The 15,205-nt window shown below is 33.8% G+C and carries 16 protein-coding genes; 11 read left to right on the top strand and 5 right to left on the bottom strand.

Features of this window, described 5'->3' with window-relative positions; all coding sequences use genetic code 11:
* Positions 1 to 100: 100 nt before the first annotated feature.
* Entirely contained in the window at positions 101 to 1,507 is a 1,407-nt protein-coding gene (locus BM088_RS18220) for an aspartate ammonia-lyase (protein ID WP_091987919.1), read from the top strand.
* A gap of 61 nt (positions 1,508 to 1,568) precedes the next feature.
* On the opposite strand, the gene BM088_RS18215 is transcribed toward BM088_RS18220, so the two are convergent.
* Positions 1,569 to 1,862 (bottom strand): hypothetical protein, encoded by a 294-nt coding sequence (locus BM088_RS18215; RefSeq protein WP_245763862.1) that lies wholly within the window; start codon positions 1,860 to 1,862, stop codon positions 1,569 to 1,571.
* Positions 1,863 to 2,078: 216 nt separating this feature from the next.
* Here BM088_RS18215 and BM088_RS18210 point away from each other — a divergent pair, with 216 nt between their 5' ends.
* Positions 2,079 to 2,489, top strand: coding sequence for a hypothetical protein (locus BM088_RS18210; RefSeq protein WP_091987916.1), 411 nt, complete (start codon positions 2,079 to 2,081; stop codon positions 2,487 to 2,489).
* A 135-nt stretch (positions 2,490 to 2,624) separates the two neighbouring features.
* Here BM088_RS18210 and BM088_RS18205 read toward each other — a convergent pair whose 3' ends face one another.
* Complete coding sequence (locus tag BM088_RS18205; RefSeq protein WP_091987912.1) at positions 2,625 to 3,356, bottom strand: helix-turn-helix domain-containing protein; 732 nt, start codon at positions 3,354 to 3,356, stop codon at positions 2,625 to 2,627.
* 135 nt (positions 3,357 to 3,491) lie between these two features.
* On the opposite strand from BM088_RS18205, the gene BM088_RS18200 reads away from it, so the two are divergent.
* From BM088_RS18200 to BM088_RS18185, 4 genes are all read left to right on the top strand, one after another.
* Positions 3,492 to 3,809, top strand: a complete 318-nt coding sequence (locus tag BM088_RS18200) for a hypothetical protein (protein ID WP_091987908.1) — start codon at positions 3,492 to 3,494, stop codon at positions 3,807 to 3,809.
* Positions 3,809 to 4,609 (top strand): DUF2145 domain-containing protein, encoded by an 801-nt coding sequence (locus BM088_RS18195; RefSeq protein WP_177208097.1) that lies wholly within the window; start codon positions 3,809 to 3,811, stop codon positions 4,607 to 4,609. The genes BM088_RS18200 and BM088_RS18195 overlap by 1 nt, the downstream gene beginning before the upstream one ends.
* A gap of 150 nt (positions 4,610 to 4,759) precedes the next feature.
* The gene (locus BM088_RS18190; protein WP_091987901.1) at positions 4,760 to 7,480 is read left to right on the top strand and encodes a CHASE domain-containing protein; all 2,721 of its coding nucleotides are present in this window, start codon (positions 4,760 to 4,762) and stop codon (positions 7,478 to 7,480) included.
* 161 nt (positions 7,481 to 7,641) lie between these two features.
* The gene (locus BM088_RS18185; RefSeq protein WP_091987897.1) at positions 7,642 to 7,821 is read left to right on the top strand and encodes a hypothetical protein; all 180 of its coding nucleotides are present in this window, start codon (positions 7,642 to 7,644) and stop codon (positions 7,819 to 7,821) included.
* 55 nt (positions 7,822 to 7,876) lie between these two features.
* Here BM088_RS18185 and trxA read toward each other — a convergent pair whose 3' ends face one another.
* Complete coding sequence (gene trxA, locus BM088_RS18180; RefSeq protein ID WP_091987893.1) at positions 7,877 to 8,194, bottom strand: thioredoxin; 318 nt, start codon at positions 8,192 to 8,194, stop codon at positions 7,877 to 7,879.
* Between the two features lie 151 nt (positions 8,195 to 8,345).
* On the opposite strand from trxA, the gene BM088_RS18175 reads away from it, so the two are divergent.
* Positions 8,346 to 9,218 (top strand): LysR family transcriptional regulator, encoded by an 873-nt coding sequence (locus tag BM088_RS18175; RefSeq protein WP_245763861.1) that lies wholly within the window; start codon positions 8,346 to 8,348, stop codon positions 9,216 to 9,218.
* 110 nt (positions 9,219 to 9,328) lie between these two features.
* Positions 9,329 to 11,164 carry a DUF885 domain-containing protein gene (locus tag BM088_RS18170; protein ID WP_091987886.1) on the top strand — a complete coding sequence of 612 codons (1,836 nt, stop codon included), beginning with the start codon at positions 9,329 to 9,331 and terminating at the stop codon, positions 11,162 to 11,164.
* 55 nt (positions 11,165 to 11,219) lie between these two features.
* Here the strand turns inward: BM088_RS18170 and BM088_RS18165 are convergent, their stop codons facing one another.
* Both BM088_RS18165 and BM088_RS18160 read right to left on the bottom strand, forming a co-directional pair.
* A complete protein-coding gene (locus BM088_RS18165; protein ID WP_091987882.1) occupies positions 11,220 to 11,840 on the bottom strand; it encodes an outer membrane beta-barrel protein in 621 nt (206 codons plus the stop codon).
* Between the two features lie 79 nt (positions 11,841 to 11,919).
* Positions 11,920 to 12,816 carry a LysR family transcriptional regulator gene (locus BM088_RS18160; RefSeq protein WP_091987878.1) on the bottom strand — a complete coding sequence of 299 codons (897 nt, stop codon included), beginning with the start codon at positions 12,814 to 12,816 and terminating at the stop codon, positions 11,920 to 11,922.
* Between the two features lie 114 nt (positions 12,817 to 12,930).
* On the opposite strand from BM088_RS18160, the gene BM088_RS18155 reads away from it, so the two are divergent.
* Genes BM088_RS18155 through BM088_RS18145 form a run of 3 tightly spaced genes read left to right on the top strand, consistent with a single transcriptional unit; the run spans position 12,931 to position 15,199 of the window.
* The gene (locus BM088_RS18155; RefSeq protein ID WP_091987874.1) at positions 12,931 to 13,392 is read left to right on the top strand and encodes a DoxX family protein; all 462 of its coding nucleotides are present in this window, start codon (positions 12,931 to 12,933) and stop codon (positions 13,390 to 13,392) included.
* A 2-nt stretch (positions 13,393 to 13,394) separates the two neighbouring features.
* Positions 13,395 to 14,372: a glutathione S-transferase family protein gene (locus BM088_RS18150; protein ID WP_091987870.1), complete on the top strand. Its 978-nt coding sequence runs from the start codon at positions 13,395 to 13,397 to the stop codon at positions 14,370 to 14,372.
* Complete coding sequence (locus BM088_RS18145) at positions 14,372 to 15,199, top strand: pirin family protein (RefSeq protein ID WP_091987866.1); 828 nt, start codon at positions 14,372 to 14,374, stop codon at positions 15,197 to 15,199. The genes BM088_RS18150 and BM088_RS18145 overlap by 1 nt, the downstream gene beginning before the upstream one ends.
* Positions 15,200 to 15,205: the final 6 nt, after the last annotated feature.

Here is a 15,205-nt window from a genome sequence, read left to right as displayed (position 1 = left end):
ATCTTATGCTGATTCAGCATAACGTCATATCAAAAATGGCATTGGTCAAAATGAACATTAAAACCTACCTTAGCATCACATTCATATCCTAAGGTTCATCATGGCTCCAAACTCTCTTACAAAACGCTTAGAAACTGACTTACTTGGTAGCATGCAAATTTCTAACAATGCTTATTATGGCATTCAAACGCAACGTGCTATGAATAATTTTAAATTATCAGGTAAAAAATTAAAACAGTATCCAGAACTTATTCAAGCATTAGCACATGTGAAATCAGCCTGCGCAACAGCCAATAATAAACAAGGCTTATTAAATAATAATAAAACCAATGCCATCTTAAATGCAGCCAACAAGATCATTAATAAAGAATATGACAACCAATTTTTGATCGATATGATCCAAGGTGGTGCAGGCACTTCAAGTAATATGAATATTAACGAAGTCATCGCTAATATTGGTCTAGAGTATATGGGGCTTGAAAAAGGAAAGTATGAACAGCTACATCCCAATACAGATGTAAATATGTCGCAATCTACTAATGATATTTATCCAACAGCAGTGCGTTTATCTATTTTATTAAAACAAAAACAGCTACTGACAGAGGTTACTTTATTAGCAGATAGTTTTCTTAATAAGTCAGTACAATTTAACGACATTCTTAAGCTCGCCAGAACTCAGTTACAAGATGCGGTACCTATGACCTTAGGCCAAGAGTTTAAAAGTTTCGCTTCAACTTTACGTGAAGATGTAAAACTCATTACTAATACCTCAAGATTACTAACAGAAATAAACTTAGGCGGTACAGCTGTTGGTACAGGCATCAATACACAACTCGGTTACGGTCAATTAGCAATTGATGCTCTGTGTCAGTCAACTAATATTAGCTTTATCACAGCCAATGACTTAGTAGAAGCAAGCTCTGATATGGGTGCATTTGTAATATACTCCGCAACATTAAAACGTTTGGCGCTTAAACTTTCAAAAATAGCCAATGATTTACGTTTGTTAAGCATGGGACCTAGAGCTGGATTAAGTGAAATTAACTTACCCCCTCGCCAACCAGGAAGCTCAATTATGCCAGGCAAAGTGAACCCAGTTATTCCTGAAGCGGTGAGTCAATGTGCTTATCAAGTTCTAGGGAATGATTTAGCGATTTCAATGGCCGCAGAAGCTGGACAATTACAGTTAAATGCCATGGAACCTTTAATTGCGGTTAATATATTAGATTCTATTACATTATTAACCAATGCTATGCATATGTTTAGAACATTATGTATTGATGACATAACAGCAAACTCTGAACGTTGTCGTGATTTATTAGATAACAGCTTAGGTTTAGTGACGGCACTTAACCCCTATTTAGGCTACGAAGCCGCAACTAAAGTGGCTAAGCAAGCATTAATAAGCGGCGATTCTATTATTAATTTAATTAAACAACAAAACTTATTAACCCAGGCTCAATTAGATGACATTTTACAACCACACAAAATGACTCAACCAGCTTAAACCTATGATTAAACCCACAATACTACTTAAAATATTGTTGTGGGTTATACACAATTGAATTCTAACTCCCCTTTACATCACCACATTTAATTTTCTTTTGTGCAAAATGATAAACATTATTCACCAACACATAACTACCAGAAATAATGGCTGTTGTTGGAATTAATATAGGACTTAAGATCAACCCTGAAACCGAGTAATACGTGTTCGTTTCTTCTGCCACATTGGCAATGCGTAATGTTTTTTTATCGCTCGATAATTCACAATGCAGTTTATTTTCTTCAATATTTACGGGCATAACTGCACAACCAACAGCCCATAATAAAACACTAACTAAAATAAATAAGCGAATCATTTTATTCTCCTAATAATTATTATTAGTGAATATACAAGATCTAAAATAAGTTTCTGTAAGTATTTGTTATAATATTCTCTAGTAAAACCAGTCGCTAAAACTATTCTTAGTTGTAATAAAACGTAAGTCGATTTTGCATTTTCAAACATTTTTTTACGCAACAAAAGCAAACCTCAGTGATAGTATCTCCTTCAGATATTCAACGGGGATTTCACCATGAAAAAAATTATTTCTATTGCACTCTTAACTAGCTTATTAGGTGCCTGCGCACATCACGATGACGTTGTGCCAGATGCCAGTGGTACACATTACATCGCACTAAAAACGGCTTCAAAAGATGAAGCTACTCGTGAAGCTTTTAAACAAGCCAGTCATTTTTGTGAAGAAAAAAGTAAAAAAATGTTTGTTGTGAATCAACAGCAATCATATAAAGGTGAAACCGATGAACAAAGCTACATAGAATCAAAACATAACTTAAATATAGTGAGTGGCATTAGTACGGCTATGTGGGTTTTTGGTGATGGACATGTTGATGATGCAGGAGCATTAGTTGCGATAGGTAGCGCTATTGGGGAAGCATCTTTAGGAAAACCTTATTTAACTAACGTTACTTTCAAATGCTCTTAAGCATATAAAGTAAATTAATTTTGTATCTCAATACCATAATTAAAAGTTTCAAAAAATATCATGAATAGCTCTACAGCCTCTTACCCTTTTAAACCGTAGAGCTCATATATTTTTATTTCAAAATACCCGTCAGCATTATCGCTTTAAATCCTTGAACAATGAGAGCTCCCATGGTCTCATTGCCAATAATAATCCCACATGTTGACGCTTATTTAACGGTAATACGGCATCATCTTGATTTAAAATTGCAGCCTCTTTTGTCAATTGATTCAGTTTTCGTTGGATAATATCTATGGAAGATTGTGAATAGGTACCACGTAAATAAAAACGAAAACTATTAGTGGCATCAAATGTTGAAGACATAAATTTTGCGATCACATCTTTTTCCATAAAACGCTCAAGTGGGCCATTTTTTATCCATCTAAAATCTTGGGCAATAAGAAGCTTATAATTATTATCAGGCAGTAGTTGAATCATTTTAAGTTTATCTAATTTAGCCATTAAGCGAATGCACTGAAATTCATCTATTTTATAATGCGCAACGATCTCAGAAAATGTCCACGAATCTCGTACACAAGCAGCGACTAAAAATAATTTGGTATCTGCAACTAATTCTTGTTCTTGCTCTATGGTTAGTTGAGTCAGTTGATTATTTTGTTTTTGTGCAATTAAAAATAAATCAGACAAACTCATGCTAATTAGAGCACATATATCTTCTAGTCTTTCTAAGGTAAAACTATTCGTTGAGAAGATACGTTTTATATTTGCTTCGCTCATATCAAGATTTTTTGCAATATGCTTATATGTCACTTGCTGCTGTCTTAATAACTGTTTTAGGGTATTACTGATTTGAATTATTTGGCTCATAATTAATACACAGGCAATGAAGTAGCGTAATAATATACTTTAAGTTGCAAGTGAGTATACAAAAAACAACTAAGTTTACAGTTTTGCTACCAAAAACTATTATTCACCTCGTCAATAACAAGCGAGGTTTACAATATGAAATCACTTAAAACACTATTCTTATTTATTTTATCTTTAACAGCATCAAGTGTGATGGCTGATAATTCAGCACAGCATACGAGCAAAGCAAGTAAACATTCAGTACTGGCAGTGACACATGGGCTTGCATCAACAGCAAAAATAGCCAGTGCTACAATTGCTGTGCCTTTAGTGATAGTTGGCAGCGCAAGTTTATCCGTAGGCACGAGTATCGCTACGAGTGCTATAAGCCATGGCCCTTTAGAAATCACTGAAACAACAATTACAAAAGATCCAGCTCCAAATATGGCAATGCAATTAACTAAGGAGCAATAATGAATATTTTTAAGCAATTTATTTTCATCTTAATTCTATTACTGCCAGCATTAAGTTCAGCTGGTAGTGCTGGTAAGCAAAAAGCAATTTTAGAACCTGAAAAAATAATGACTTTTGCAAAAAAAGTAGAGAAATATGCAGCAAGTCAAGGTGCACGCGCTTTTATTATCGCCCGAGCAGGTAGGCCAGAAAAAGATTTACCAAAAGGCATTCAATTTACGCACACTGCTATTGCTGTTTATTCTCAGATCACTCTAAATAATAATGAGCAAGTTAAAGGTTATGCAATTCACAATCTGTATCAAAAAGTAAGTGAATTAGATAAAAGCACTTTAATTGTTGATTATCCAGTCGATTTTTTTTGGGGAGTACAATCCTTAAAAGCAGGTATTATTATTCCAAAACCTGAACTACAGAACAGGATAATCAATATAATTAGCAGTGGTAAAAATAAGCAATTACATAACAAAAACTATTCTGTCATTGCAAATCCATTTAATGATCAATTTCAAAACTGTACTGAACATACACTGGATATTATAAATGCATCTATTTATCAAACAACTGATATTAATAGATTAAAAAATAATGCTAAACATTATTTTAAACCGCAGAAAGTTAAAATAAACCCAATTAAACTGATGTTAGGAAAAGCCTTTATGGCTGATGTAACAACTCGAGACCATGAAAATAAAATTTATACTGCAACATTTACAAGTATCGGACGCTATTTAAGTGAAAATAACCTTCTAAGCCAAGCAATAATATTAGAAGCAAATAAACAAGTTCCTTTAATTTAAGTTTTACATTTATATAAAAGCAAAATAAAAAAGAACCTTTCCCTATAGGTTCTTTTCTCCTATTCTAAAATGTAAATATAAATGATTCATTAATACTTACATCATAAGTAAATGGGCAACAAGCTTATTTTTTAACAAAAGAGAGGTGAGGTGAAGTTAATATCGAATAAGCGCAAATCTTGGTTAATATATTTAATTTTAGCAATCTCTTATACGATATCAGGGTTGTTTCTCTCAAATATCGCCTCTCAAACTCAGGTGGTTTCTGTTTGGTTACCTGCAGGTATAGCCTTAGTTGGTTGTTATTTGTGGTGGTGGCGTTTTATACCTGCATTATTTATTGCTTCTGTATCCTTTAATTTTTTTACTCATGCCAATGCTAAATCTTTTAACTTAGTTTCAAACATGAGCCTTGAAATAACGATAATGGCCTTTGGCGCTTGCTTACAAGCTATTGTTGGTGCTTATATTTTACGATATAAAATCGGAAATCCACTCAAGCTACAGTCGGATTTTCGCGCCTTTGCTTTCATTTTTATAATAGGCATATTAGTCAGTTTAATCTCCCCCAATATAGGTGTATTTGCTTTAAGCCAATTTAATCCAAGCTACAATTATGACAATCATTGGCACAATGTTTTTTTATGGTGGCTAGGTGATTCACTGGGCGTATTACTTGCAACTCCGTTTTTATTAAGTTTTTTAAACTTATCAAAACTGAATGAACAAAAAAGAAAAGCACAATTCTTAGTACTCACAACTGCTTGCTTATTATTTATTTTTGTTACATTAACAGCGCTTTTATTCTCATCTAGCAATCGCGAAAATGCGAATCAACTTGCAAAGAAAGAACTTAAGGTGATTGAAAATAGCTTGTATAGACAGCTAAATAATAGTTTAGTAAGTATACAGACACTCGCTAATTTTATTCAAACATCGCCATCTATAGATAGACAGTCTTTTAAAGTTTTTGCGAATCAAATAATGAAAAATGAAACCAGCATTCAAGCTATGTCTTGGAATCCGATAATAGAGCAAGAACAAATCAGTCAATTTGAGAATACATTATCAGAATTATATTTAAAACCTATAAAGATCAAAGGGAAACAACTACGGCCAGAAGATCCTTTAGTTGTTGTTAAATTGATAACTCCAGAGTTTGAAAATAGAAATGCGATTGGCTTTAACGTTTATTCTAATCAAAAAAGAAAATCTGTTTTACTTAACGCACAATTGCGTCATCAACCTATGGCAACTCCAATTATTCAGCTTATTCAGTCAACCAAACCTGAAGCTGGATATTTACTATTTGCACCTGTATACCAAATTAATCCAGTTACAAAAAATAGAGAGTTAAGAGGATATGCAACAGGCATTTTTTTAGTAAAAAAAATTATAAATCATATATTTGGCTTATCACAAAATAAAATGTTTGATTATGAACTTTATGAAAAAGATGCAAAGAAAAGTTTTTTAACAAATACAAAAAATACTTATGTTAGCCTTGATAAAACAGGCGCAATGAAATCTTTAGTGTTTAATTTAGCGGGTCAGGTTTGGCATATGAATTTAGTACCAAATAAAGAGTTTTTAAGTCACTATCAAAGTCGCTTAGAAGTATTATTATTTATTTTTCAATTAGTCATAACATCATTTGTTATGTTACTAATTTTACTTATGAATAATCGTCAAACCATCTTAAATTCTCTAGTAAAAAAGAATACTAAAGCACTCAAAAAAGCAAAACTGCAATCCGAAAATACAAGCTTAGCTAAAAGTCGGTTTTTAACCAATATGAGCCATGAAATAAGGACACCCCTTAATACCGTAATTGGATTTACACAACTTTCAAAGCAAACCCATAATCATACTGAACTGATTCCTTTTATAGATAAAATTGAGTTTTCTGCAAAAAACCTATTAGACATAATAAATGACATATTAGACATAGCGAAAATGGAGTCTGGAAAGTTAACTTTAGAGCATAACCACTTTGATATGCACGCTTTATTAAATCGCATAAATTTTTCATTTGAATCAACTGCAAATGCAGCAGGAATTGGCTGGAAAATAAATGATAATTTACCTAAAAACTTATGGTATCAAGGAGATAATATTCGCATTGAACAAATACTCACAAACCTGTGCAATAATGCCATAAAATTCACACAGAAGGGTGAAATACTAGTGGAAGCACAATTAATCGAGTTAAATCTTACCGTTGCCCACTTAATTTTAACAATCACAGATACCAGCGAGGGCTTAAAACCCGAAGTTATAATTAATTTATTTAATTCGTTTACTCAGACTGATTTCAGTCCTTCAAAACGATTTGGCGCTACAGGGTTAGATTTAGCGATTGCAAAAAAACTAAGCCACCTAATGAATGGAGATATAACGATTCAAAATAAACCAAATCAAGGCTCGACCTTCACCTTCCACATGAAGTTAGAAACACAAAAACACCCTCCTGAATTAGCACAAAAAACAACATCAACAGACTTAACGAATTTAAAAGTATTAGTTGCAGAAGATGACCTAAGTAATCAAACTCTAATAAAAGCTATGCTTGAGTCTTTTCACATCATTCCAACATTGGTTGAAAATGGGCTAGAAGCAGTAAATATGGCAAAGACTAAAGAGTTTGATTTAATTTTAATGGATTGCCAAATGCCAATTTTAAATGGCTACCAAGCCACACAAAAAATAAGAGAATCCCCCAATACACAAAATATACCTATCATTGCATTAACAGCCGATGTCATGCCTGAGGATAAAACCCGAGCACTCGATGTGGGTTGCAATGCTCATTTATCTAAGCCTATTGATATAATAAAATTACAAACCTGTCTAAAAGAACATGCACCTTAAAACTTGTAAATATCATAGTTCACATCCTTAATGCTTTTCAGCTTGCAAAAAATAATTTGCAATACGCAAAAAGCTAATATCAATTTCCAATAAAACAAGTAGATGAAACTTGGTATCAAGTATGCACTCCTTTAATGTGCCTTTCTTATAGGAGAGATAAAATGGCTTATTTACCTTTAAAATTAAATTTTCCACAAAACCAAGACGCTACAATTAATATGTCTACACCGCCAAAATGTATTTTGGAAACCTTAACACTTTTAAAAAATGAACCAGAAAAAGATGACGTTTTAAACTTAGTCTTCGAAGGAGAAGAAAATTTTATTCTTGGATATAACTAATACCACTTCGAACTTAGGTTAAGCATTAGGGAAATAACTCCCTAATGTGTAATCTTTATACCTGAGATGTAAATTCTCTTATTTGAGATAAAGAGGCAGCTCCCACTTTAGTATCAACTACTTTTCCATGTTTCATTAATAAAAGTGTTGGAATTCCTCGAATACCAAACTTGACCATTAGTTCTTGAGCATTATCAGCATCCACTTTAACAACTTTTAAATCATCACGCTCCTGTGAAATTGTATTAACAATAGGCGCTATCATTTTACAAGGGCCACACCAAGGTGCATAAAAATCAACTAATACATTGCCATCATAAGCTTCTACTTCTTGTTCAAAATCATTTGCTAATACTTCATTTACTTGTGACATAGAGATACCTTTTTATAAGTGTATTGATTTAACTTGCTTGCAGTCTAATAAAATTAAATGGTTTTGATTAGTCACTATAAATTAAAAACATTGTCCTATTTATAGAACAATGCTTTAATTTACGTTTTAAATACAGCCAATGAGGTGGATGATGAAAGCAAGTCTAGATGATTTATATATGTTTGTAGTATTAGTCGAATCAGGATCATTTACCCATGCAGCACAAAAACTGAATATGCCAAAATCTAAATTGAGCCGCCATTTAGTGCAATTAGAAAAACAACTCTCGAGTCAGTTACTTATTCGTACCACCAGAAACCAAGAGTTAACCCAAAGTGGCCAATTGCTCTATCAAGCAAGTAAACCCCATATTGAAGCTTTAACTAAAGTTGAAGAGGAAATAGGCTCTTTTATTAATGAACCAAAAGGACAGCTCGACATATTATTACCTTTAGAATTTTTCAATAAAATCATTAGTGAATTAATTACAGATTTTGCTAAACAATACCCAAAAATCAACTTAACATGTTCTCATTATTCAGGTGAAACTCCTAAAATAAATCAATCACATGATCTCACTTTTGTTTTGCATGAAACACCACTACCAGCATCAAATTACATCGGAAAAACATTATTAAGCTTCCCTCAATCTCTATTTGCATCCCCTGACTATGATACTTCAAAATTAAGGTATCCCGAAGAGCTGATCAATGAATCATGCATTTTGTCTGCAGCCCATGAACAATGGTTATTTAGAGATAAAAACAACTTACAAGTCATACCTATAAATGGACGCATTGTTTTTTCTAGCCCAGAAATGCGCTTAGAAGCAATTCAAAGAGGCCTAGGCATCGCTAAATTACCTGATTACACTTGCCAAAATAATGTGAGACTTAATAGAGTTTCACTCAGTAAATCACCCGTAGCACAACAACTTAGTGTCTTGTATCAAAGTCGTAGCATGCCATTAAAAACACGTGTTTTTTTAGATTTTTTTCAAAATAATATTGGTCGATTGACTTAAAGTTTTTGAATTTTCAAAATTGAAATTTGCTCAACATCAAAACCTTAATCTTCTTGATCAAGCACCTAGGTCACTGTTAACATTAATTTCACAAAAAAAAAGAGTATCAAATGATAAAAAAAGCCTTCAAATGGATAGTGTTTTTATTTTTAACCTTGCTCATTATAGCGGGAGCATTTGCATCACATGAATGGTATGCAGACAAACCTGTTTTTTTAAGATCACTCCTTGATAGAAGCATGATCAAAGTGGCTTTTGAAAGCCCAGAAACACTTACTTCCTTAGGTTTTTTAGAGTCTGTTGGTATTAAAAACCATAATGCTAATCTTGATAATGATAGCCCAGAAAAAGCAGACGAATTATTTGCCTTAATGAAACAAGTTAAAACAGGCATCAAAAATTTTCCAAATGAAGAGCTAAATAAAGCGGATAAATTATCAAAAGAAATTGCATTATATTTATTAGATTTTGGTGATGAACTCGAACGTTTTAGGTACCACAATTATCCTGTTAATCAATTATTTGGCATTCAAAATGGTTACCCAAGTTTCATGGATGCACAACACCAAGTAAATACAGTTGAAGATGCAGAAAATTACATTTCACGATTATCTAAAGTAAAAACTAAATTTAAACAAAATCTACAAGGTTTAAAAATAAGAGAAAATAAAGGCATTATTCCACCAGCCTTTGTCATTGACCGTGTATTAAAAGAAATGACAACTTTCGTAGCACAACCCATTGAAGATAATATTTTATATTCATCTTTAAAATCAAAGATGGAAAAAGCACAAGAGATATCAGCCCAAGAACAAAGTCGTATTTTAGCTGACGTAAAAATACAAATGAAAAAATCCGTTCACCCTGCTTACCAAATATTAATAGACTATTTTATCGCGTTAAAGCCTAAAGCCAATACAGATGATGGTTTTTGGCGTTTACCTCAAGGTGAAGAAGCTTATGCATCATCACTTAAGTTTTTTACCACGACAGATTATACCCCAGATGAAATTCATGAAATGGGTTTAGCCGAAGTTGTTCGCATTCAGTCAGAAATACTCACAATACTATCAGAACAAAACATAGCAACAGAACAAGGGTTTACTCAGGCTATCGAAACTTTAAAAGAAAGAGAAGAGTTTTATTATCCGGATACAACAGCAGGTAGAGATCAAATACTTGCTGACTACCAAACTATTTTAGATGAGATAAACGCAGGATTAGATCTGGCTTTTCGTATTCGTCCAAAAGCAGGCATGAAAGTACGCAGGATCCCTGAATTTAAAGAAAAAACAGCCCCCGGAGCTTATTATCAACAACCTTCTATTGACGGTAGTCGTCCAGGCATGTTCTTTGCGAACCTTTATGATATAAAAGCAACCCCAAAATATAGCATGCGAACCTTAGCTTATCATGAAGGTATTCCAGGTCATCACTTTCAAATAGCGATAGCAATGGAACTAGAAGGAATGCCACTGTTTCGTCGTATGTCGCCTTTTACAGCTTATACTGAAGGTTGGGCATTATATGCTGAGTATTTAGCATGGGAATTAGGCTTTGAAAGTGACCCATTCGATAATATTGGTCGCTTACAAGCTGAATTATTTAGAGCTGTGCGTTTAGTTGTAGATACTGGATTACACCATAAACGCTGGACACGAGAAGAATCAATCCAATATATGCTTGCCAATACTGGTATGGCATTAACCGACGTAACCTCAGAGATTGAACGCTATATTGTAATGCCAGGGCAAGCAACCTCTTACAAAGTTGGCATGATGAAAATTTTAGCCCTGAGAGAAAAAGCCAAAAAGGCATTAGGAAAGCAATTTACTTTAAGAGATTTTCATGATGTTGTACTTAAAAATGGTGCAGTACCATTAAATATTTTAGAGCGATTAGTTAATCAATATATCGAACGATTACAAAAGATTGCCAAAAGTTAAATTAAACTCTTCTCAATATTGAGTACAAAATATATTGTACTCAATTTCATCCACACTAAAACTGATAACTCATACCAGTTGTGAATGTTGTAGTATCCAAATCACCCATATCAATAAATTGAATCCCAGCATTTAACCCTAATCCAAAATCCCAGCGATATTGCCAGCCCGCTTCCGCAAAAACACCAACGCCATTGTCATCATCTTTTAGTACATTTTTGTAGCTGAGCTCATAATCATAAAATTGCGCACCGAACTTAGCAAATAGGCTATTACGTTGACTAAGTTCAACATTTCCTTTGGCTGCAACAACATAATTAGTAAATTCAATCTCATCATCACTCCAAAACCAAGTAGAGTCACACCCCCAATCATCATCATCATCATCATCATCATCATTATCATCATTATCACAATCCCAATCCCAGTCAGCACCTCTATTAATACCCACCTCGACAGCGAACCGATTATTTATTCTGTAGTTATAATAACCATATATTTGAACTACGCCATCATCATCAAAATGAGCTTTATCATAATCAACACTTCCTAATGACCACTGAGCGCCAAAAGTATGTTTTTTACTTGGTTCAGTTGAACTTGCATCATTTTGAGCGTATGAAGAAATGCTTAACACAGTAGCAAAAAGGCTTGGTAATATAATTCTCGCTTTCATATAATCCCTTGAATATTTAAATTAATGCGCCCTAGTATATAAAAATTTCAAACAGTAAATTGTTTGAAATTGTAACCGTTTACAACCCTGAATCTATTAATAATTGAGAGAGTGCTTTTAGCCCTTTACCTTTATTACTTATTTTCCATGCTAAAAAGCATTCAGAGTCATCATTCCTCCCAATATTTAATTGTAACAACTGGCCACTTGATAAATAATATTCGATACGATGACGAGGTAAATAGCCAATACCTAAACCAGATAACAGAGCTGTTATTTTTTGATCTATATTTTGTACGTAAAGTGTTTTTTGACTATCAATCAAACCCGCAGAGCGCGTAATATTAATTTTAGCTGTATCATGTGTAACAATTCGCCTCATACTTTTAAGCTCTGCTTTTAAAGCGTGTTCATCATTGGCTAAATGAGATTTAGCATGACTTTTCGCTATAACAGGTATCATTTCTATCAATTTTAAAGGCACGGCCCTATATCCTTTTTGTAAAGGAACAGGGCTTGGCGCACCAACAATTAAGTCAACATCATCATGCTCTAACGCATCCCAGCCACCACTTAATACACACTCTCTAACATCAACTTCAATTGTTGGATGGCTATCTAAAAATTCAGATAAAACGATAAAAAATAACTTTTGATCAACAATCGACTCAACTGCAATTTTTAATTTAGCTTCCCAACCAGTCGCAACTTGCTTTGCTTTGTCAGCCAACTGATTAGCAGCCTGTAAAATTAAACGGCCATCCTCTAGTACCACTCTTCCTGCAGCAGTTAATACGGCCCGCCTTCCCTGACGTTCAAATAAAGTAATATTGAGCTGCTCTTCAAGTTTTTGTACCACATAAGATAAAGCTGATGTCGCTTTATTCAACTCTTCAGCTGCTTTTGCATAGCTTTCACGTCTATCTATGGCATCTAAAACAGTCAATGCCTCCATTGTGATTGGGTTTTTAGTCATTTTAAACCACCGAAAACTGTTCAAATATTTTGAACATTTTAGTCTAAAAAACACTGTTTGTTGATTTTTTATAATCAATATACTGGTCACATAAAATACACAGAGGAATAGAAGATGACACATTCAACAATAAAACAATCAATACACAACATTACAACATCTAACACAGGTTTAGATACCCTAGCATTAAGATTAGGCGCTGGTTCAATCTTTTTTGCTCACGGTGCACAAAAGTTATTCGCTTGGTTTGGTGGATATGGACTTGAAGGAACAGGGGGTTGGATGGAGTCTATAGGCATAACACCAGGTATATTAATGGCAGGCATGGCTGGTTCTGCTGAATTTATTGGCGGTCTATTACTTATATTTGGCCTATTAGTTCGCCCTGCTTCATTTGTTTTAGCAATTACAATGTTAGTCGCTATTTTCACTGTTCATATCGACAACGGGCTATTTATGAGCAAAAACGGATATGAATTTGCGTTAGCATTACTGATTATTAGTATTAGCTTAGCATTTAGAGGTGCAGGTAGCTTAAGTGTAGATAAATTATTAACTAAAAAACTAGGGGTATAGTCATGGGCTTAATACAGAATGGTCAATGGGTTGATACTTGGTATGAAACCAAACAAAACAAGGGTAACTTTCAACGCCAAGCAAGTAAATTTAGAAATTGGATCACACAAGATGGTAACCCAGGGCCAACTGGAAAATCCGGATTTAAAGCAGAAAAAGGACGCTACCACCTCTATGTTTCATTAGCCTGTCCTTGGGCACATCGCACCTTAATTTTTAGAACATTAAAACAACTAGAAAGCTATATAGATGTAACCGTTGTTGACGCGCTGATGGCTGAAAACGGATGGGAACTAAACGACCCACTTTATGATTTTAAATATTTATATCAATTATATTTAAAATCGGATGCTGACTATGAAGGCCGTGTGACGGTTCCTGTACTATGGGATAAAAAAACACAAACCATCGTTAGTAATGAATCAGCTGATATTATTCGTATGTTCAATACAGCGTTTAATCAGTTAACTCATAATAAAGGTGATTATTACCCAACAGCATTACATGGCGACATAAATCAAGTTAACGAACGTATTTATGAAGATATTAATAATGGCGTATACCGTAGTGGCTTTGCAACCACACAAGAAGCTTATGAAAATGCTTACCATCAACTTTTTGATGCACTCGATTGGGTAGAAAATATTTTATCAAAACAACGTTATTTAATTGGTGATACGATTACTGAAGCGGATTGGCGCCTATTTACAACCTTAATACGTTTCGATGCTGTTTATCATGGTCATTTTAAATGTAATAAACAAACACTAGCCGATTACCCTGAAATAAGTGGTTATATACGTGAGCTTTATCAAATTAAAGGAATAGAAGCGACTGTAGATATGACACATATTAAAAACCATTATTATATGAGCCATACCAGCATTAACCCTACTGGTGTAGTACCTATTGGCCCTGAACTTAACTTTTTGTTACCACATGAGAGAAATACCAAAACAGCACTAGGAGGTGAAAAATAATGCGAGAATTAAACCAAGTCATTAACGCCATTGCAGCACAAGATGGTGACGGCGTTAAAATTCATCGCGTAGGTGGGCAATACGCCCATCAATTTTTAAATCCTTTTTTAATGTTAGATGAAATAAATTCGGATGATGCCAGTGATTATATTGGTGGTTTCCCCTCTCATCCCCATAGAGGTTTTGAAACTATCACTTATATGAAAGCTGGAAAAATGCGCCATACAGATCATATGGGTAATAATGGTGTAATCGAAAGTGGTGACGTACAATGGATGACTGCAGGCAAAGGAGTCATACATTCTGAAATGCCAGAGCAGGAAGATGGTTTATTACACGGATTTCAAATTTGGTTAAATTTACCATCCAATGAAAAGTTAAAGCCTGCTGCATACAGAGATTTACGTAAAAAAGAGATCCCTTTGATAAAGTTTAATACAGGTGGTCAAATTAATGTTATTGCTGGAAACCTTGTTATAGGGGAGCAAAATATAACAGGGCCTTTACCTAAACTTTCAACTCAGCCAGTATTTTTAGATTTAGAATTAATATCAAATGAAGCGATAGATCTAAATTTTAATAACCAAAATCCTGCATTAGTTTTTATTTATCAAGGCGCCTCAACAGAATTAGAATATCGACAGATAGGCCGATATACATCAGGGGAAACCTTGTCTATACAAGCAAAAAGTAAAGGATTAAAAGCACTGATATTAAGCGGTACACCATTGAATGAACCAATTGTACAATACGGTCCATTTGTGATGAACTCCAGAGAAGGCATCAACCAAGCGATAACCGATTTCCAAAATGATAATTTTATATAACTTATA

The sequence above is a fragment of the Pseudoalteromonas denitrificans DSM 6059 genome (assembly GCF_900112265.1).
In the GTDB taxonomy this organism is placed as follows: Bacteria; Pseudomonadota; Gammaproteobacteria; order Enterobacterales; family Alteromonadaceae; genus Pseudoalteromonas; species Pseudoalteromonas denitrificans.
Note: the sequence above shows the minus strand (reverse complement) of the source record. Positions and strands in the feature narration are given on the sequence as shown.